The 19,099-nt window shown below is 55.8% G+C and carries 16 protein-coding genes; 8 read left to right on the forward strand and 8 right to left on the reverse strand.

All coding sequences use genetic code 11. The features are described 5' to 3' along the window. Positions 1-97: 97 nt before the first annotated feature. From C4J86_RS14240 to C4J86_RS14265, 6 genes are all read left to right on the forward strand, one after another. Positions 98-859, forward strand: coding sequence for a PIG-L deacetylase family protein (locus tag C4J86_RS14240; RefSeq protein ID WP_124370862.1), 762 nt, complete (start codon positions 98-100; stop codon positions 857-859). Positions 860-1,017: 158 nt separating this feature from the next. Further along, positions 1,018-3,174: a TonB-dependent siderophore receptor gene (locus C4J86_RS14245; RefSeq protein WP_124370863.1), complete on the forward strand. Its 2,157-nt coding sequence runs from the start codon at positions 1,018-1,020 to the stop codon at positions 3,172-3,174. 971 nt (positions 3,175-4,145) lie between these two features. Then, positions 4,146-4,838: a methyl-accepting chemotaxis protein gene (locus tag C4J86_RS27415; protein WP_256660191.1), complete on the forward strand. Its 693-nt coding sequence runs from the start codon at positions 4,146-4,148 to the stop codon at positions 4,836-4,838. Between the two features lie 418 nt (positions 4,839-5,256). Next, positions 5,257-5,496: a hypothetical protein gene (locus tag C4J86_RS14255; protein ID WP_124363049.1), complete on the forward strand. Its 240-nt coding sequence runs from the start codon at positions 5,257-5,259 to the stop codon at positions 5,494-5,496. 160 nt (positions 5,497-5,656) lie between these two features. Further along, positions 5,657-6,802, forward strand: coding sequence for a sensor histidine kinase (locus tag C4J86_RS14260; RefSeq protein ID WP_124370865.1), 1,146 nt, complete (start codon positions 5,657-5,659; stop codon positions 6,800-6,802). A 37-nt stretch (positions 6,803-6,839) separates the two neighbouring features. Further along, on the forward strand, positions 6,840-7,070 hold the full coding sequence (locus tag C4J86_RS14265) for a DUF6429 family protein (protein WP_124370866.1): 231 nt from the start codon (positions 6,840-6,842) through the stop codon (positions 7,068-7,070). Here C4J86_RS14265 and C4J86_RS14270 read toward each other — a convergent pair. After that, entirely contained in the window at positions 7,067-7,582 is a 516-nt protein-coding gene (locus C4J86_RS14270; RefSeq protein ID WP_124370867.1) for a GNAT family N-acetyltransferase, read from the reverse strand. The genes C4J86_RS14265 and C4J86_RS14270 overlap by 4 nt on opposite strands. Positions 7,583-7,738: 156 nt before the next feature. On the opposite strand from C4J86_RS14270, the gene C4J86_RS14275 reads away from it, so the two are divergent. Then, the gene (locus C4J86_RS14275; protein WP_124370868.1) at positions 7,739-8,359 is read left to right on the forward strand and encodes a LysE family translocator; all 621 of its coding nucleotides are present in this window, start codon (positions 7,739-7,741) and stop codon (positions 8,357-8,359) included. A 36-nt stretch (positions 8,360-8,395) separates the two neighbouring features. On the opposite strand, the gene C4J86_RS14280 is transcribed toward C4J86_RS14275, so the two are convergent. The 6 genes from C4J86_RS14280 to C4J86_RS14305 form a co-directional block, all read right to left on the reverse strand. Then, entirely contained in the window at positions 8,396-9,610 is a 1,215-nt protein-coding gene (locus tag C4J86_RS14280) for an aldose 1-epimerase family protein (protein WP_124370869.1), read from the reverse strand. Between the two features lie 609 nt (positions 9,611-10,219). Continuing rightward, the gene (locus C4J86_RS14285) at positions 10,220-14,212 is read right to left on the reverse strand and encodes a hypothetical protein (RefSeq protein ID WP_124370870.1); all 3,993 of its coding nucleotides are present in this window, start codon (positions 14,210-14,212) and stop codon (positions 10,220-10,222) included. A gap of 210 nt (positions 14,213-14,422) precedes the next feature. Next, entirely contained in the window at positions 14,423-14,869 is a 447-nt protein-coding gene (locus tag C4J86_RS14290) for a GNAT family N-acetyltransferase (RefSeq protein ID WP_124370871.1), read from the reverse strand. 158 nt (positions 14,870-15,027) lie between these two features. Further along, entirely contained in the window at positions 15,028-15,558 is a 531-nt protein-coding gene (locus tag C4J86_RS14295) for a hypothetical protein (protein WP_124370872.1), read from the reverse strand. A 289-nt stretch (positions 15,559-15,847) separates the two neighbouring features. After that, the gene (locus C4J86_RS14300) at positions 15,848-16,369 is read right to left on the reverse strand and encodes a DUF2846 domain-containing protein (RefSeq protein WP_124363056.1); all 522 of its coding nucleotides are present in this window, start codon (positions 16,367-16,369) and stop codon (positions 15,848-15,850) included. A 65-nt stretch (positions 16,370-16,434) separates the two neighbouring features. Further along, on the reverse strand, positions 16,435-16,908 hold the full coding sequence (locus C4J86_RS14305; protein ID WP_256681702.1) for a hypothetical protein: 474 nt from the start codon (positions 16,906-16,908) through the stop codon (positions 16,435-16,437). A 724-nt stretch (positions 16,909-17,632) separates the two neighbouring features. On the opposite strand from C4J86_RS14305, the gene C4J86_RS14315 reads away from it, so the two are divergent. Then, a complete protein-coding gene (locus C4J86_RS14315; protein WP_124370875.1) occupies positions 17,633-17,896 on the forward strand; it encodes a DUF6124 family protein in 264 nt (87 codons plus the stop codon). 132 nt (positions 17,897-18,028) lie between these two features. Here C4J86_RS14315 and C4J86_RS14320 read toward each other — a convergent pair whose 3' ends face one another. After that, complete coding sequence (locus C4J86_RS14320) at positions 18,029-18,829, reverse strand: GNAT family N-acetyltransferase (RefSeq protein ID WP_124370876.1); 801 nt, start codon at positions 18,827-18,829, stop codon at positions 18,029-18,031. Positions 18,830-19,099 lie beyond the last annotated feature (270 nt).

The raw sequence follows: 19,099 nt of genomic DNA on the forward strand, positions 1-19,099 counted from the left end.
CTATCGCACAGCGCTCCAGGATCGGAGCGCCGCGCACTCACCGCAGCGGAGCCTGGGGTGAACACACACGCTTGAACCGACAAGGATGTGACACCCCATGAAAACCGCCTCGTTAAGCGAGGGCCGTCGCGGCCCCGCGCAAATCTGGAACAGCGCGCCGCAGTTGGCGCATATTCCCGCTATCTCGCTGACCAGCCTGGTACCGCCCGGCGCCCGGGTGGTGGTGATTGCCCCCCATCCCGGCGATGAAGTGCTCGCCTGCGGAGGCCTGCTGCAGCTGCTCAGCACCCGCGCGCACCCGTTGAAATTAATTTCCATCACCGATGGCAGCGCCAGCCACCCTGGCTCCCAGGTCTGGTCGGCCAACCGCCTGAGCGCGGTGCGCCCCCAGGAAAGCGCCGAGGCCCTGCGCCGCTTGGGCGTGCCACTGCACAGCCTGAAATGGATTCGTGGCGGCTTTCGCGATAACGCCCTGGCCAGCCATGAACAGCCGATCAGCCAGTTCATCGCCCGCTACCTGCAGCCAGGTGATGTGGTGTTCACCACCTGGCGCCATGATGGCAACGATGACCACGAAGCCGTCGGCCGTGCCAGCGCCAACGCGTGCACGCTGGTGGGCGCGCAACTCTATGAATTGCCGATGTGGGCCTGGCACTGGCCGGCACGCGAAGGCTCGGTGATCCCTTGGCAACGCGCGCGCAAGTTGTGCCTCGACACTTGGAGCGTGGCGCACAAGCTGCACGCCGTGCACGCCTACGCCAGCCAGCTGATGGGCGACCCCGCCATCGGCCTGGCGCCGATGCTTGCCCAGGTGTTGCTGGAGCGCATGCGCGAGCCCTACGAAATAGTGCTCACCTAGGCAAAGGTGGCAAACCGCCGGTGCCCGGCGTATGAAAATTTCGTTAACTGATTCATCTCGTAGGCTTTTTCCCACAAGCTCAATCTGCCACACTGATGCGAATAATTATCAACAGATTTATTATTCGCTAAGGATGGCGTTCCGGGAGAGCTACATTCATGTCTGTGCGACACCATGGCGGCAAAGGGTTTTCACCGAGTTCGATAGCAATGGCTATCTGCCTGACCACCACCCAGGCGACCTTCGCGGCCGAAGCTGACGCCCCGCCCACTACCATTGAGCTCGGCGCTACCGAGGTTTCGGGGCACCAGCTTGGCGAAACCACTGAAGGCAGCGAGTCGTACACCACCGGTTCAATGAAAACCGCAACCAAACTGCCCCTCACCCTGCGCGAAACCCCACAGGCCGTCACCGTGATTACCCGTCAACGCATGGATGACCAGGCGATGACCAGCATCAATGATGTGGTCAACGCCACGCCAGGACTGTTCCTCAACTACTCCAGCGGCCCCGGTCGGCAGGGCTACACCGCGCGTGGTTTCAACGTCGACAACCTCATGTACGACGGCATTCCCAGCGGCTATGACGGCGTTAACGTCGGTGCCCAGCCGAACCTGGCAATGTTCGATCGCGTCGAGGTGGTACGCGGTGCCACCGGCCTGGTGACCGGCGCCGGTAACCCCTCGGCGGCGATCAACCTGATCCGCAAGCGGCCCCTGGCCGAGCAGAAAGTCACCTTGACCGGCGCCGCCGGCAGTTGGGACGACTACCGTGGCGAACTCGACGCTTCCAGCCCGCTCAATGACAGCGGCACCTGGCGTGGCCGGGTGGTCACCTCTTACCGCGACGCCAACAGTTTCATCGACAAGGCCGAGCAGGATCACGGTTTGTTCTACGCCGTGACCGAAGCCGACCTGAGCGAAGACACCCGCCTGACCCTTGGCTACTCCAACCAGAAAGACAAGACCAACTACTTCTGGGGCTCGTCGATGATCGGCCTGGATGGCCATCACCTCGACCTGTCGCGTTCGTACAATCCCGGCACCGACTGGGAGAACAAAGACCAGGAAATCAACACCGTCTTCGTCGAACTGCGCCAGCAGTTGGCCAATGATTGGGCGCTGCAGGTCAACGCCAACTACGCCGTACAAGACGCACTATTTTCCGGCTCCTACCAGTCGCGCTGGACCGACAATACCCTGGCCCGCACCGTGTACCAGTCCGCAGCTGATGAAAAGCAGGCCGGGTTCGACGCCTTTGCCAGCGGCCCGTTTCAGGCGTTCGGGCGCACCCATGAGCTGGTCGTGGGCACCAGCAAGCGCATCTACGACCTGACCACCCGCAACTACAGCCCGTACGATCTGAATTGGCCGATCAACGCCGGCAAACCGAACTTTACCCACACCAACAACCAGCGCGATGTCACCACTCAGGACGGTGTTTACGTCACCACCCGCCTGAGCCTGGCCGACCCGCTCAAGCTGATCCTCGGCGGGCGCCTGGACTGGTACGACTACGACAACCGCGATGGCGACGGCGACTATAAAGTCACCCGTAACCTCACCCGCTACGCGGGCCTGATCTACGACCTGGACGACCAGCACTCGGTGTATGCCAGCTACAGCGACATCTTCACGCCGCAACGTGAAAAAAGCACCGGCGCCACCCCGCTCAAGCCCATCGTCGGCAAAAACTATGAAGTCGGCATCAAGGGCGAATACCTGGGCGGCGCGCTGAATGCCAGCGTGGCGCTGTTCCGTGTCGACCAGGAAAACCGCGCCGTGCAGATCGTCGTGCCGGACTGCCCACAGGCCTCCTGCTACCAGGCCTCGGGCGAGATTCGCAGCCAGGGTATCGACTTCGAACTGCAGGGCGCCTTGACCGAGAACTGGCAGGTCGGCGGTGGCTACACCTATGCGCGCACCCACACCCTCAAGGACGCCGCCAACCCGCAGAAGGTCAACAAGCAGTTCGACACCGATACCCCGGAGCACCTGTTCAAGGTCACCACCCGCTACAACTTCCAGGGCCCGCTGGAAAAACTCCGCGTGGGCGGCAACGTCTCCTGGCAGAGCCGCATGTACAACGACATCCAGCTGGCGGACGGCAGCACCTATCGCCTCAAACAAGGCGGCTACGCCGTCACCGACCTGATGGTCGGCTACCGGGTCAATCAGAATCTGGACCTGCAGCTCAACGCCAACAATATCTTTGATCGTCATTACTACCAGTCCATTTCCGACGCGGTCACCTATGGCGGCGATTCCTACGGCAGCCCACGCAACATGATGCTGACGGCCAAGTACAGCTTCTGATCGTCATCCGCGGCTGCCCGCTCGGGCGGCCGTGCTTAAGTCCCCTCTCGGCTTGCCGATAACCGTCTGTCGGGTTTTGTCCGGCACCCATCGCCACACCTGCTTTTCCTGCGGCCAGCGTGGCACGCCGCATGCTTGGTTCCTGGCCAAACCACATGGAGTACACGTGAATGCTCAACCGCACACGCTTTATGGAGCACTACCGCAAGGCCGACCGCATCATGCTGGCGTTGATCTGGCTGATGTTCCTGTTCTCCTTGGGCCTGGCGTTCTGGCATGACACCTTCACCCAGGCGCTGATCGTCGGGGGCGGCACCGGCGTGGTGCTGACCGCGCTCTACCGCGCCATCGGCGGCACCCGCGTGATGCGGTGTGTGCTGGGTGCCGGCCTGATGGTGATGGCGGCCTTGCACATCAATCAGGCGCAGGGGGTGATCGAGGCGCACTTCGGTATTTTCGCGCTGCTGGCGGTGCTGACGTTCTACCGTGACTGGCTGCCGATCCTGGTGGCGGCGCTGACCATCGCCGTGCATCACCTGGTATTCCATGCCCTGCAACATCAGGGCCTGCCCGTGTTTGTGATGGCGCATCACGGCGGCTGGACGATGATTTTCGTGCACGCGTTCTACGTGGTGATGGAAACGGTCGCCCTGCTCTACCTCGCCGTGCACAGCCACGCCGAGGCGGTCGAAAGCCAGGAAATGCTCGAAAAAATGCTCGCTGTCACCTCGCAATTCGAAGCCGAAACCGCCAAGGGTGAAGACAAGGTGCGTGTGTCCCTCGCCAAGCGCTTCGACCACTTCCTGCAGCAACTCACCCACCTGATCGACGGCGTCGCACGCGACTCCCATGGCCTCGGCCAACTCGGCCAGGAACTGGCCACGGCCAGCGGCACCCTGGAAACGGGCGCGCGGCATCAACTGGCACAGATCAATGAGATGACCGGCTCGATGCAGCGCATGGAAGACTCCATGGGCCACATCACCCTGCACGTCGAACAAGCCGTGGAACACGCCGGCCAAGCCAGCCGGCAGATCGTGCGCGGCCAGGAAAGCGTTGGCCGCGCCCAGCATGAAATCACCCAACTGGCCTCGCGCATCAATGGCACGCAATCCACCGTACAGTCGTTGGCGGTGCAGGCCGAGCAAATCGGTTCGGTGCTGGAGGTGATCAGCAGCATCGCCAACCAGACCAACCTGCTCGCCCTCAATGCCGCCATCGAAGCCGCCCGCGCCGGCGAGCAAGGCCGTGGCTTTGCAGTGGTCGCCGACGAGGTGCGCAGTTTGGCCCAACGCACCGCCCTCTCCACCCAGGAAATCAAGACCATCATCGAAGGCCTGCAGCAAGGCAGCCGCCAGGCCGTCGAGGCCATGCACGACAGTCGCCAGGGTGTGGAGCGGTGCGTGGAAGACAGCCAGGTGGCAGTCGACATGCTGCGCGCCGTGGGCGAAGACATCGCGCATATCGACCAACTCAACGGCCGCATCGTCACCACCACCCGCGAGCAGACCTCGGCGAACCTGGAAATTGTCGAGCGCCTCCAGTCGGTGCAGCACATCGCGCAAAACACCGCCGACGACGTGGAAACCCTGGCCCGCAGCAGCGAACGCCTGCCACCAATTGCCGTGCGCCTGGATGCGCTGGGGCGCAGGTTTCACCCCTGATTCACGCCATCGGCTCAGCAGCCGAAGCTTCTCTAACTGCAGCCCCGCGCTCCAAATGTGGGAGGGGGCTTGCTCTAATGCCCGCCAGTTAAGGCGACACCGAACCTGTGGCGAGGGAGCTTGCTCCCGCTGGACTGCGCAGCAGTCCCATTGTTTGGGGCCGCTTCGCGCCCCAGCGGGAGCAAGCTCCCTCGCCACAAGTTAGTTCTCGCTCCTGCTACTTCTTAACTGACCGGCATTAGGGCAAGCCCCCGATGGCGGCCTGAAACTAGCGAACAACTGTACCTGCGCAACTGCAAGTCATCGCCTCCCGCTCGCGCACTACGAAACTCCTGAACCTTCCGCCGGTCGATGCTTTCAAGAGGCCGACAGTGCCTCGGGTGCTTTGTGTGTGTAGTGAATGCCTGCGGAGACGGCCATGAAAGAAGCCATTAGCGATTTGCCCGGCCCTATAAAACGACAGGCTGACCGAATTTTGCGTGAGATCGAACTGGCAGGGTCGATGATCCTGGCCGTCAAAAGCGGTGCCAAAGCCCAGGGGTTCGTGCTGGGCATTACCTGCTGTGAAGGGCTGACTTCGGAGCGCTGCGAGCAGTTGGCAAGCCATTTCGACAGCGTGGTGGAACAGAGGCTGAGGGCCCTGACATTGGGCCTGTAAGGTCAGGCGCATGACCGCTGTGCGCGCGTAGATTGGATCCACGGCAGCCCCGGCACCGGCCGCCCTTTAAAAGCGGCGAACAACCTCCTACACTGCCGGGAATTTCCCTTCATCTGCGCAGCCTCGCTCTTCTGCCCGACTCGCATCAGGATTTACAGACATGCGCCTGCCCGATTTCATCCTGGAAAACCTCGAGCCGATCCTGCAGGCCTGGGAAGATTTCGCCAGAACCATCGAGACACCGGGCGAGGAGCTCGACAGTGTCGGGCTGCGCGACCATGCCGAGCAGATGTTGCGGGCCATCGTCAGCGACCTGCGAACCAAGCAGACCCGCCAGGAACAAATAGCCAAGGCTCAGGGCCAGGCGCCGACGGACGATCAGGAAACCGCGGCGGAAACCCATGCCATGACGCGGCTGATGGCGGGTTTCACCATCGACCAGATGGTCTCGGAATACCGCGCCTTGCGCACCAGCGTGGTCAGCCAGTGGATGCGCCAGATCAAGGACGGCACCCCGATCAATGTCGACGACATGACCCGCTTCCACGAAGCCATTGATCAGGCCCTGGCCGAGTCCGTCGCCAGCTACTCCCGCGCGGTCGAGGCGTCACGCAATATGTTCCTGGGCATCCTTGGCCACGACTTGCGCACCCCACTCGGCGCGATCCTGCTGGGGTCCGACGTGCTACGCCGTTCACAGGACGCCGGCGCCCGCGCGACCAAAATCGCCAACCAGATCTACACCAGCGTACGCCGCGCGAGCCAGATCGTCGGCGACCTGCTCGACCTGACCCGCTGCCAGATGGGGCCGGGCATCCCGGTCAAAACCGCCGATATCGACCTTTCACCGCTGTGCCAACGCGTCATAGAAGAAATCCGCACCTTTCATCCTGAAGCTATCGTGATGTTCGACGCCAAAACCTCGGTTGCCGGGCAATTCGACGGCCCGCGCATGGAGCAGGTCTTCTCGAACATCGTCAGCAACGCGGTGCAGCATGGGGACACCACCCGGCCGATCCAAGTCGAGCTGGGCATACGCGAGGGCTTCGCGGTCTTCACCGTGCACAACAGCGGTGAAGCGATCCCCGAGGACGTCCTCCCGTTCATCTTCAACCCCATGGGACGCTTCTCCCAGCGTACCGCGATCAATCACGGCCCCACGGAGGGGTTGGGTTTGGGCCTGTTCATTGCCTCGGAAATCGTGGCGTCTCATGGTGGGGCGATTGAGGTAAGTTCTGATACGGAACAGGGGACGGTGTTTAGCGTGCGAGTGCCGATTGATAAGCCAGAGAACAGCGTTGCTTGAAACGAGCCGCGCCCGATTCACGAGAGAGATAACCACTATGGAATACGACGAAAAGCTGATAGAGGAAGCCGTGCTGGCCCTGCTGACAGTCTTCAGCACCGATGACGGAAACTCATGGAAGGGGCACGATTTTCAGGTCATGAACCGATTACATGAACAGGGTTTTATCGATAACCCGGTAAACAAGAACAAATCGGTCTGGTTGACGACACAAGGGCTGGAGCGCGGTCGGGAGCTGGCTGATCGGCTGTTTGGGACGAGGGCTTAGGTCAAGGACAACCTGTACCTGACCTCCACCAAGGCGGCGCCACCTCTTTCAAGATTGCGCTCACTCCCCGTGTCCTCGACACACCCTGCCCTGCGATAAAATCGGATAGCCCTTTCATTACGGGCCAGGACCCAAAGCGTTAAACGCTCGTATCCTTGCTCCAGCAAGTCCTGCAGACCCGCGTGCCACAAGGCGAGCCCAACGCCAGTTTGCCAGTACCTGGCTAACACATAGAGGGCCATGACCTCGCCTGCATCTGCCCCAGCGGCATCGTCATCACGGCTGGCGCCGACTGCTATCCAACCCACAATCTGTTGATCCAGTTCCGCGATCCATACACCGGGTTCGCCCGATGCAATCGAGCGCCGCCAATGGGATTCGCGCTGAGCCAGCGTGGCGTCCAGCGCGTTCAAGTAGTGGGCAGGCATCAGGTCGCGATATGCCTCTTGCCAACTACGGATATGCACTTGGGCAATGGCCTTTGCGTCGGTGGGTAACGCTTGGCGGATCATGGGTATTCCTTCACGCAGTGCTGACGTCGTCTCAGTATGCATGCGGGCACATGACGAAATTTGTTTCTCTATCCTCGACATAATTCGGCCGCGATTGCCGCACTGTCCCACTCCCCTTATCCTCGACGCTCCCGTCCGACCGAATCCGGAGCCGCCATGGACCTCGCCACCCTCGCCCTCTTCCTGCCCGCCTGCTTCGCCCTGAACATGGCTCCCGGCCCCAATAACCTGCTGTCGGTGAGCAACGCCACCCGCTACGGCTACCGCACTTCCTGCCTCGCCGGCCTCGGCCGCTTGCTGGCCTTCGCCGGCATGATCGCCCTCGCCTCCGCCGGGCTGGCGGTGGTGCTGCAAACTTCTGAGTTGTTGTTCTACGGGATCAAGCTGCTTGGTGCGGCGTATCTGTTTTACCTGGCCTATCAGCTGTGGCGCGCAGACCCGCGGGCAGAAGCGGAAATAGCCGCCAACAAGGTGGGCTTATGGGCCCTGGCACGGCAAGAGTTTCTGGTGGCGGCGGGCAACCCCAAAGCCATCCTGATCTTCACCGCCTTCCTGCCGCAATTCGTGGTGCCCGGCCAACCTATAACCGCGCAATTCGCTTTATTGGGCGCAATGTTCCTGGCCCTGGAATGGATCGCCATCAGCGTCTACGCCTATATGGGCCTGCATATGCGCCGCTGGTTTGCCGAGCCGAGGGGTAAGCGGATCTTCAATCGGTGCTGCGCGGGGTTGTTGTCGGCGGCCGCAACGGTGTTGTTGACGGCGCGCCGGGCGTAACTCCCGCGCCGGCCTGTGGAAGCGGTGGGGGCGCCCTTACCCCTTGGTCAAATCAACCAACGGCGTCTGCCGCACCTCAGTCTCGCGCCCGGCCTGAATTTCGCTGACCTGCTGCAAGGCCTTGTCCACAGCCGCCTTATCCGCCAACAAGCTGTAGCTGATGCGGAACTGCTTGTGTTCCTTGGGCCCAATGGTGGGTACCAGGTTCAGTGGCCGCTGATAACGGCGGTTGTAGGAGAAACTGGTCCCCGGCTCCAGCCCCGTGACATAGCCCTGCCCTTGAGTATCGGTGTTCTTCCACAGGGAAAACACCGGCAGCGTCTGCGTATTGAACCCGACCGACACGCCCAGGCTGCCAGCTTTGTTATGCAGCACGGTCAAGGTATCGCCCTTGGCATCGGCATAGGGCACCACGTTGTAGACCGTTTCGTCGTAGTCCTTGGTGGGCGCGCGGTAGGTTTGCCAGTCGGCCAATTCGCCCTTGGCCTTGTCGTTGAACGGCGACACCTGCTTCACCGGTGCGGCAAAACGCGCGCCCTGCTCCAGGAACGGAGTGCTGAAGTTACTGTGATACAGCGCCTGGTATTCCTTCGGATAGTCGCCGTTGTTGGTCAGGGTGTCGTTGAGAGCAAACACTACACTGCCGGGCTCGGTGACCAGTTCGGTCGCCACGGAAAAATCGACCTTCTTGAACGCCTGCTCTTTCAGTTCGCCGCGCAGGGTGATGGCGTACGGCGGCTTTTCATCGATGTGCAGGGTGACTTTGTTCGCAGGAATATTCGCGGCCCTGCCATGCAGCGTCAGCAATTCGCCGTTGTCGATGCCAGGGTGACCGACCCATTCATAGCCGCAACGGGTGACCAGCTCATTGAAACCTTCCAACCAGCCCAGCCCGCCGCGACCATTGAGCTCGATGAAGGAAGGATTGACCACTTCCTTGACCGGCGAATCCCACCCCATGCGCACATCGCCGACCGAAGCCTGCAACACGTTCATACCGCGAGTCGGCACCACCGAGAGCTTCATCGTGCCGTTATCGATGTCGACAATGCTCACCCCCTCCTGCCGACCGCCGTGCAGAGTGCGCAGGGTAACGCTGAAGGGTTTGTCGGTTTGCACACCGAGTTGCTGGCTGGTGACCTGCCAGTTTTGCGCGGCTTTGTCGGTGTCGAGAAGCACATAGTCCCAGGCCATGGCGTGGGAGGCGGCGGAGAGTGCGATGAGGGCGACAGCGAATTTTAGGGGGGTCATGGGGGTAGCCTTTCTTGGAGTTGTGGCAGTTTTATAGACTTGATTAAACGTTTCAGCAAGCGTAAAGGGTGGTATTAGGTGGGCAAGTGCCAAAAAGGGGTTGAAGTGAAGTTGGAAAATCGAGTCGGTGCCATCGCAGGCAGCTGCGACCAAAAAAAGCGGGGTGAGCGGTTTGAGCTTTGGCATATTCTGTTGAGAACATTGCCCTTTGGGGGAGGTGAAAACGGGGCTGCGTCGTGGTTTCGGGAGTTGCGCAGTGCTGGCGATACCGTTTATAGGACGGGTTTGATTTGATGGCTGTCATCGAGCGAATTGCGCAAGGAGGTTACCGAGGTAGAGGTTGCGTCTGCCGACGCATTAACTGATGGATGATCTCAGCGCGCTGTAATCAAAAAGCCAGCGCATGGAGACAGAGTGGGTTTCATCTCATCGACTGCAGTTGGCCAATAGGGAGCACTCAATTTTGGCCTAAGTCCGGTGAGAGGCGGGCGAGCAATCCGCCCATATTCGGAGCGAAAACACTATTCAACTAGGCTAGCCATTGCGTAATTCGTCCAAAAACAGAGAAACATGTGATAATTAACTAAACTAATAGACGTCAAGCTGATTCTAAAAGGGAATTGCCTTGGATAGATCGAGCACGCATACGTCAATTAGGCCATTCAACTCCGCAGGCATTCTCGTCAAAATTTCATCTCTAAGATCTTTAGGAGTCATAAATCCATGATTTTTTTTACCAGCTACTTTGACTTCTGTACCGAACCATAAAACAAGGTAGATGCCTTGAGAGCCTGCACTTGGATGGGCAGCGTAAAGATCGTTTAATTGATTAGACGCGGCAGAGAACAACTTTGGGTGCCACTGCCCCTTAACTTCACACACAAGTAGATGAGTGGTACCATCTATGACTTTAGCTGCGGTAAAATCACATCGGTTTGAGGCAGCCATGTGATGTTCGATCACTACAGAAGCGTTCAGCGCGGTCATTCGCACCTGCAGCATTTCTACTACTCTATTGCGCGCGATGTTTTCATCCACACGCACTCCTTGGGGCCAGAAAACATCTAGGGGGTCAGTCTCGGCACCTTTAAGCCATGCTTGCAATAACTCTAACTCTTCAATAAGCAACGCTCTCATATCTTCAACGGATGCAACGCCACCGCCGTCCAGTACTGAAATAATTTCCTTGGAGGTTGGAGGTTTAAAATCACGCAATCCGTTTTTGCGTATGGCAGCCATCTTCATGCTGCGCAAATCATTATAAAAATCAGAAAATTTACAATCTAGTAACATCCTGTTGATTACTGGAATGCTTCGACTAGGATCATCTTTTTCTATCCGCCAAATAACTTCCCGTATAAAACGATACGCCCTCTCAATTTTTGGCGACTCCGACCCCCAAGAAGTGGGTAGATCTACCTTCGGCCAAAAAGGTACATAGGCATCGACAATTAGGAATATCTTGTCTGCGTTGAGTTCTGGCCAGCCTGTTTCTACTTCATGACCGAACCGGCTTACACGCTGCTCGATTGCAAATATACTATCAGGGTGTATCAAAGCGTAGCGCCAAAGATCGCATTTATCATTATCGGAGAAAAATAAATGTCGTAATGCCCAAAACTCTTTGCGTTCCGTTGAAATATAGCTCTCTAGTTCAATACTTGCTCTGACTAATTCTTTATATTGATTTTCGATCAGCGCGGTCAATTGTGAACGGCTGCATTCCTTAGCGCAAACGTCAAAAAGCCGACCAGTAGCTTCTAATGGCATAGCGTTGTAGCGCTCGATCCATTCGAGCCCCAACTTCACCCTTAACGATTTGAAGGCCGCTTTATTCTCAAGCCACCATAAATTATTTGGCTCTCCAGGGAGATTCCATAGGGCAGGCTCAATAAATTCACGCGCGAAATCTTCAATATCTTTCTCGCATCGGAAAATATGAGCATCGACTTCTGCCTCAAGCGCCTCGGCTTCTCCGTCTCGGTAACACCTCGCTCCTCCAAGATCCGTCTTCACTGCCCGCAGAACCCTTTCATCTACATTTGCGAGTGATTGGTTTATACGAAAATGAATCAGGCAACCGGCATGTAAAACCATTGCCACACCTTGCCCGTGTCCCTTTGCAAGCTCACTGAGCGTAGGTGGAGGGGTCAACAGCGAAGTCAGGTAATTGGCAAGAGCTTTCTCCGCTGTAATAGCGTCGTCAACAATTGTCCGCAGATTTTCAGGAAAATAAAGATAGGTTTGGGCGAATTTCTGATTCCACCACCAATCGTTTCCTTGCTCTATCCGAGCTCGGTTGGCTTTAAGATACGCACGATTAAAATCTCGGATTTCTTGGTTCCGGAGCTGCAACCGTCTGTTACGTTGTAGATGCGAGCGAGGACGTTGAGCGCTGCGCCAACTCCTATCGAGTCGACACCATAGCTGCATAAATTCTGGCTTATCGCGCGCTTGAGCACGCATCTTCGAGCGTAAAGTGTCGGGCTTTTTTTCCTTCGCGTAACGATTGTGGGGACTCACAAATCCTCCCCAGAGTTTTAAGTTATCGGTGTCGAAGCCATAATCAACAATAGCCTCTACATCTTTGTGTTTGAATCGCAGCCCCTCATGAGGCTGCCCCCAATGCAGGTGGCTGATCATCTCCCAAATCTGGGCAGATTGGGTAATATTCTCAAACGCTAGGATGTGGATTGACTGGCGCAAGTGATCATCATTGTGTAGCGCTTTGACCGCGTGGCTTTCCGAAAAACCCTCGCGTTCGAATTTCAGCTTCTTTGACCAGCCCCAGACTTTCTTAGGGTCGTGCTCTCCCTGTACGATATTGAAATAATGATCTAGTAACTGAGCGACAATTTTACTAATGTTCGCGAAGCAAAGGCAATCTAATCGGGGCTCTACGTTGCAACGGCACTTCAAGCTTACAGTCAGATTGTCCAAGAGCCATATAGTGTCATCAAAACTTATTGAACTAACTAACTGCCTGACAAGGTAACGAAGATCGTTACGTCGCGCAGGCCTAGAGGCAGACATCGGAGGATTTAGCGCTGCAAGCTGGTTAAGAAGCTGGAGAACGAGACTCCTTTCAATGGGGTGTAATGAGGAGAGGCTTATGAAATTCGCCGCAATCGTTAACGCATCATGATTGCCCTCATCGAGCAGACACAGAAAATCGTCTATAGCGGAATAATCTGAAAACCTCGATAGACATTGATACGCTAATAGCCGGCAATTAAAATCATTAGATGCATTGAGCATAAATTTACGAAGATCAGCAATTAGCGTCTCTATCGCTTCAGCATCCAGTAACAGCTCGAGAATGAGTTGAGGCAGGTGAGAGCCATTGCCCTGATCTCCGAGAATATTTTTCACATCCTCTATAACGTCATCAGTAAAAAAGCCGACGATATTAAATTTGCGCCACGCATCGGAGCGTCGAAAATAGGGATCAAGTTCAGATAGTTTGCGTAGGCTACGGAGCAAAAGTTTCTTTGACTTTGCCCTTAGTTGAGCGGGATCGCCATTGGCCAACACTGCATACGGATCAATTTCTATTATTGTTTCCTGCAAAGCGCTGTTCCCCAGGGCTGCTAGCCAACCTAATAGACCGCGAAGCTCGTCCCGCACTACTGAATTGGGCGCAATTAATGCTAGAATCCGTCTACTTGATAGTCGATCAGCAGGGTCGTTAATTCGTTGTATGATGTATTGAGCAGCGCAATACTCGGCGACTATCCGGTGCACAGGTTCATGAAAATCAACATTCATTGTCGAGATGAACAGCCTACTGTCTAGTGCAGCAATAGCAGCGTTTTCCTTTTGAGTGATGCCCGAGATGTAAAGATAACCTCCGCAATCTAATCGCTCAACAGTAGAAACCCCGGTAATTCCGGACAATAATAACTTTGCGAATATTTCGGATGCAGCTAAAACAACTTGGGAGTTCGGAGGCCTCTTCGTTCGACTTCCTCCTTTTCCATCGTCACTAGCAAGTCGGTCAACCGCGTCATTAAAAATCTGATGTTTGGATTGGAAAATCCGGCCACCTTGTATATAGCCTTCGACAAATAACTTGAAGAACATCGGATTGCCGAGGACTTGCACTAGCCCAAACCTTGTAGCTTCTTCTAAAAAGATATCGAATTGTTCGTTAGGGAAAATCCGCTCGAATAATTCTTTCTGTTCGCTTTGGTCAAATGGGCTTAAGCGAACGATGATCGGCCTTACACCAAAACAATCTTCAATAAAACGATTTCGCTCATTGCCCCATTCGGATGACCGACTAGCGAGGACGATGGTCGAGGCTTCCGACTCAAGCGTCTTCACGATGGTTTGATCAACCGCCGATGGATCTTGTCTCGATACTTCATCTAATGCGTCTATCACGATCGCTGTCGACTTAACGACATTTATTCCATAACGAAAAATGCTAGCGCGTTGGCTTTTAACACCCAGCTGACGCGCAAAACTTTTAAGGAGCTCCGTTTTACCTGCACCCGGCTCTGCGAGCACGATAATGACTCCTCCTCTGGACAAGCAATCGGCCTCAGAAACGGAGTCCTCGTCAACATAAAGTCTCCGCTCGATGTAGTAGTTTTCCATGCCGTCAGCTTTCCGTAATTAACATTTAGTTGAAATTCTATTCGTAAATGTTCATTTAGCCCATCTAAGCTTGCTCGGTAGTAGGGGGAGTTTCTTAGAAACCCCGTTGAACGTTATAAAAAATCCGAAAAAGCCAGTCCAGCGTTGACTCCTGGAAGGTCGATCGCTTGGCATCTTTGACCGGGCGCTTTTGGCCGATATCCAACAAATTCAAAGGTCTGCGATCCGCAAAATATGGCTAGCGTGAGCATCTTCTATTCGAATGAACCCGCAGCGCAGGTAAAAAGTGCTCCCCTCGAAAGTGTCGGTATAGAGGCGCACACGTTCAAAATGCAATGTGGCGTGGGCAAGCAATGCGCTAACCAATCTGCGGCCAACCTGTTGCTCGCGTGGCGCAGGCGCCACGTACATGCGTCGCAGCCTTCCTGTACGGTCATGGCTGAACGGATCAACAGACAGACCTCCAATGCCTACAAGCTGCTGGTTCAGATACGCTGCCATAAGGCATTCGCCAGGCGCATCGAAGCGATTGGTGCCTGACTCCCAGTCTGAAGTCAGTCGGGTGAGAAACCTGAAGCCTTCTGCAACTGCCGCTTTTTCCAGGTCGAGGATTTGGGGCGGCAGATGGGTGATCCGTTGAATCTCCATTGAGGTCAATCCTCTCTGATCGGGGGCGAGCCCGGCTTTTCACCAAGCCCCTAGGCGCGGTTGCCGATTTTCCTTTACACCCTAATGAGGAACTCATACACCCTAAACGGCCGCTGCAGCATGTGTCCAACTGTCCGTCGTATTCCTTCAACTCGATCAAGGGCTAATTAGTAAGTGCAAACCTTAGCTTCGCGGCCTCCAACAGCTGTGCGGCTTATTTTTCCAGAATCTTCATTTTTGGTGATTTTTTCAATTGTGATGTAACACAGCCCTGAGTTAGATTCATAGTCAGCGCGGGCCTCAGGTAAAAAGTGCACACTTGTAAAACATTGATACCTCCCGCTTGCTGGCGTACCTGCATACACTAGAGTTATCGGCTTGCCCGGCTCAATATATACTTCTGAGCTATTCTTAATCCCGTCACTACCCGGTATTCCCAGCATGCGATCATTGAACGTCCGATCATTTGCAATAGCAAATGATCTTGAGTTCACCATTCCAACGCCGGGAAGTGCCCAGTCGACACAGGTGCTACCTGGAACCAGACGTACAGTTTGATTGGTGATAACTCTGAGCCTGCTTGATGTAGGATTAGGCGGCTCAATATATGCAGTCGTAAAAGATTTTAGGTTATCTATCGTAGAACAACCTGACAATATTAAAACCGGCACAAATATTAAGTATTTTAAATATTTCATACCTTAAACTCTCCATAAGCTCTGCGTATTTTTTAGAGACTTCAACTCTTGCACAATATGCAGTTAAGAGACCTTCCTATCTGGTCTGCTCAGACGCCTTCTCGCTCTTGAAAATCGGTTACACAAGGCGGCCCTATACGCCCTTTCGGATCGCAGCTTGAAGGCTCACGAGCGCTTGAAGTGGGTCAGTCTATCCATACTGGTTTCCCTGCTCGCCCTCATACTGGATTAGCCCAACGTTGACGGCTGGGCTTGTGATGGACTTGGCCGAGGCATGAGGTACGCGTGGTTACGGTGCAGTCGCCGGCAACTCCTGGCACCATTTGATAGAACGCAGCGCTTCCTCAGCAGGCACAAGCGCATAGCGTGAGTAAAACATTGTTCCACCGAAACGACCCTCGTCGATTTCGCCCAAGGTCTGTCCGTCCTTGTAAGCAGATGTGCTGAGTTGGTCTGCGATGTAATACACCTTTCCATTCTCGACGGTGATATCGAAACGCTTGTTAACCATACCGCTTATTATGGGTGGCGAGGTGGAGGCGACGCTGTGCTTGCCGGCGGGAATATCGGCTTTGAAAAAACTACCGGAGGGCAAGCTGCCAATAGCGCGACCATCGACCAGAATGGTCGGAGCGACCCCGCTACCGATGCTGGCGGAAGTGCGATAGAAGTAAACCGTGGCCTCGTCCGGACGGGGTTGTGCCGGTGATGTGAAGAATGGCTGGCCCGTCAGGTCTGGACCGCTGATGCAGCCGGTCAGTGAGGCCAGGCCTACGAACAGGCTGGCCCAGAGTAGCGTAGAGCGCTTCATAGCATGAAACTCCTTGAACTGGGATCAATGGGCGTCGGGTTCGATGACTGTCACCGTTACCGGATTCAGATCGTGCACAGCCCTTTACCGAAGTCAGTGGCATCAGAACTCGGCCAAGGCGCGAAACCGCTCTTTGCCGTCACATTCAAGATGTTCCGCTCCTTGAGCATCGGGTACTTGCGCTTCAGCTCCTGCACAGTGCTCTCGGCATTGTTCACGTTGGCCAGGCAAAAGCGCAGGGCATCGGCGCGCAGATCGCCGATATAGAGGGTTTCCCCGGCCTTCACCGAGAAAACCGCAGGCACAGGACGCGGCATCGATCGGCCCGCGTAATACACGTAATGCCACTGCGTGTACTCATACTCTCCAGGCGGCACTTCATACATGAAGTAGTGGCCCAGCACATGGGGTGATGGCTGATCATCTTCATTGCCCAGCGTCGTCAGCCGTAATGCAGTGCCGGGTGCCCCCTGTTGGTTGATCTCAACCACCAGCCCATGCGGCTGCATCATCACATAGCTCTCACCAATCGAACCCACGATGATTGCCTTACTCGGGTCCGGTGCGTGCTTGCCGTCGTAGCGTGACGTAGCGCACCCGGACAGAAGGGTCACGCAAAGTGCGACTGCGGCCCAGACAAGATGTTTACTGCTGACTTTCCCTAGCATTGGTCTTTTTCCGATCAGTAATCTTGCAGTTCGTAGATCCCAGCCGAGCGAACTAAAAGTTCGCACACCTGGTCCCTCGTTGCCGGCTCGGCCGGACCTATTGTCCAGCTACCCGCACCTTGATAACAACCCGCTGTTGACCAATCACCCAAGTTATGGGGCCATTGTCTTCAACCCGCATTCGCCGCAGGGCTTGTACTAAAGGGGCTGCAAAGGGTCAGGCGTGCTGTTGAGCACCGCATCTTTCGCCGCAATTCGCAGCGCCTGAAGGCAAAATCCGATTCCCTCGCCGCGGCTTGCTCCATTGCCTACGCGTGCGTCAGAATCCGCCGGCTTGTGCGCTAGAGAGGCTGTCTCTAAGGTGGCTCGGTCGCTGAATTGTTCAGTGATCGGGTTTAGTAGCCTGAGGGTTTATCCAAACAATGTGCACAAGCTTCATCGATCAGACATTGCGTCTGTGTTTGATGGTGGCTGTGCGCAGGGCACCTTCGGGTGCGCCGGCTTTGTTTGGATTCCCCGGTCTACTAACCTGCGCACAGCCGCCACCCTTATGTTTAGTAGCTAAAGGATGGTGGCCCTAAACAGGAATTCAAACATGCTCAAATCAGATTCAAGTGCCCTCTTCGATGTTGACCCCAACGCCAGCAACGAAAGCCTCATCACCAACAGCTACGAAACCTTCACCAGCGTCAGCACCCTGCTGCTCGACCTGTCCGAAGACCTCAACGGCAAACACCGCGACGTCGCCCTGGCCATCCACCAACTGAGCGAAATGGGCGTACTCCTCACCGCCAGACTCCTTGACCGAGAAGTGCCCTGCCTGGCTGATGATCAGCTTCTCAACTCATTAGACCGATGACTCGCCGCGTCGTCGCAAGCTACATACAACGACTCGGCGATTTGGCGTTTGATGGCCTTGGGGGATCCCTGCCTCGGCACAAACCCCTCTGCGATGACGAGAGCGGCGCCTGCTTTCTGCCAAGAACAGACTTCAGCTATCTACCAGGCGATATAGCGCTTGAGCGTGGGATGTCGCTAGCCCTGTACGCTGCAAATTTCGGCGACTTTGCGAACTGGGAAGCGCGGTTGCGGCGATCACAAGACTGCCGTGTTTTTTTGCTTGCTCTATCCGATGAGATATCAGGGCTCCATGGTAGCCCTGGCCTCTTGCATTTTTTCGGGTGGCAGCCGTCCCAAGGTAGGCAACTCCATTGCAGGCAAGGTACATCAACGCTCCTGCCACGACCTTTCCATCAGCTTTAAGGACGTAGATTTTCAGACGTTCATTTGACATCAGTCCTGCGAACGAAGCCTGGCTCAACTGAAGATGCTCTGGCTTGGTATGAAATCCACTCGCATGCACGGCTGCGAACTCAGGAAGCGTTTGTGAGGTGGCTTCTTCGATTTCGAATGAGTGGTGATTCAAGACCACATTTTCGATGGTGCACGCGAGTTGCAGATGCGTCCACCCCCTCAGACGCTCCAGCCGCTTCTCACCCACCAAAGCGTACTGTTCCAAAGTCGAGGCCTTTCCGATAAGAGGCGTTACTGTCGAATACTCTGCTGATTCCTTGAGCAAGCTCAATAGTGACTTGGGTCTGTCGGTACTATCGCCGTAGATGCGATTGAGCATCGGGCTAGGTGATGCCTTCACCTGAAAGCATGGAAAAGCCTCGTTGAAAAACACACGAGCACCAAAAGGGTTTCCACTTATCCGAGACAAACTCTCGACGCGGGCACACAAATACTCGCTTTCTGCGGCCTCAATCGCATGAGCCATTCCGACATTCATGTGCATAGTCCTTATTGCGTGATGTCCCAGAAGGTAACGGCAAATTCAACAATACACACCTCCAAACACACTGCTGGTAGATAACCTGCTCCGGTGTGTCCCTTGGGGATCGATAACTGCCTGTCGCGAAGGGCAGCTATCGGCCAAAAGCGGTCATCCAAAATGCTAATACACAGAAAGCAGCGACTCTAACTCCGCGCAGCGTTCAAGCTGCTTGTGGTAAAGGCTATGTGGAAGAGCCGACTCTTCGCTCTGAGTTAACGAAAAGCC

The organism is Pseudomonas sp. R2-7-07, assembly GCF_003852355.1.
In the GTDB taxonomy this organism is placed as follows: domain Bacteria; phylum Pseudomonadota; class Gammaproteobacteria; order Pseudomonadales; family Pseudomonadaceae; genus Aquipseudomonas.